Source organism: Acinetobacter lactucae (genome assembly GCF_013344765.1).
Lineage (GTDB): Bacteria > Pseudomonadota > Gammaproteobacteria > Pseudomonadales > Moraxellaceae > Acinetobacter > Acinetobacter lactucae_A.
Genome location: NZ_JABVBF010000447.1, coordinates 1 through 393, shown reverse-complemented (window position 1 = coordinate 393; position 393 = coordinate 1). Strand labels below are relative to the sequence as shown.

The window sequence follows — 393 nt, the reverse complement described above, 5'->3', positions numbered from 1 at the left end:
CACAATAAGGTTTAAAAAGGTCAACAGCTTCCGTTAATAAAGATCTTACATCTGTTAAATTTTTATTAAAATCATTACTTATTATTGTATTTTCTAATAATTGATAATCATTAATTACTCTAAGCCCATTATTATCAATAACACTAACTGTTCCAGGAGGTATAGATACTATATTTTCAAAAAATGTAAAACCTCTAGGTAGCCACCCAGAGTTATGATAATGACCTATCGCTCTTTTATTTACTTTTTTATTAATCTCCATATTCTGTAAAATAATTTTATAATTTGAGGATATTATAACTTTTCCGCGGTCATTATAATAAAATAGTGGATAAGTACCCACCCTATCTCTTGCAATTACAATATTTTTTTTTAGTTCATCATATATTATAA

1 protein-coding gene is annotated in these 393 nt (G+C 25.7%); it reads right to left on the bottom strand.

What is annotated here, in order from left to right; all coding sequences use genetic code 11:
• On the bottom strand, window positions 1-393 hold a 393-nt coding region (locus HUN22_RS17785), incomplete at both ends, for a hypothetical protein (RefSeq protein WP_217488236.1).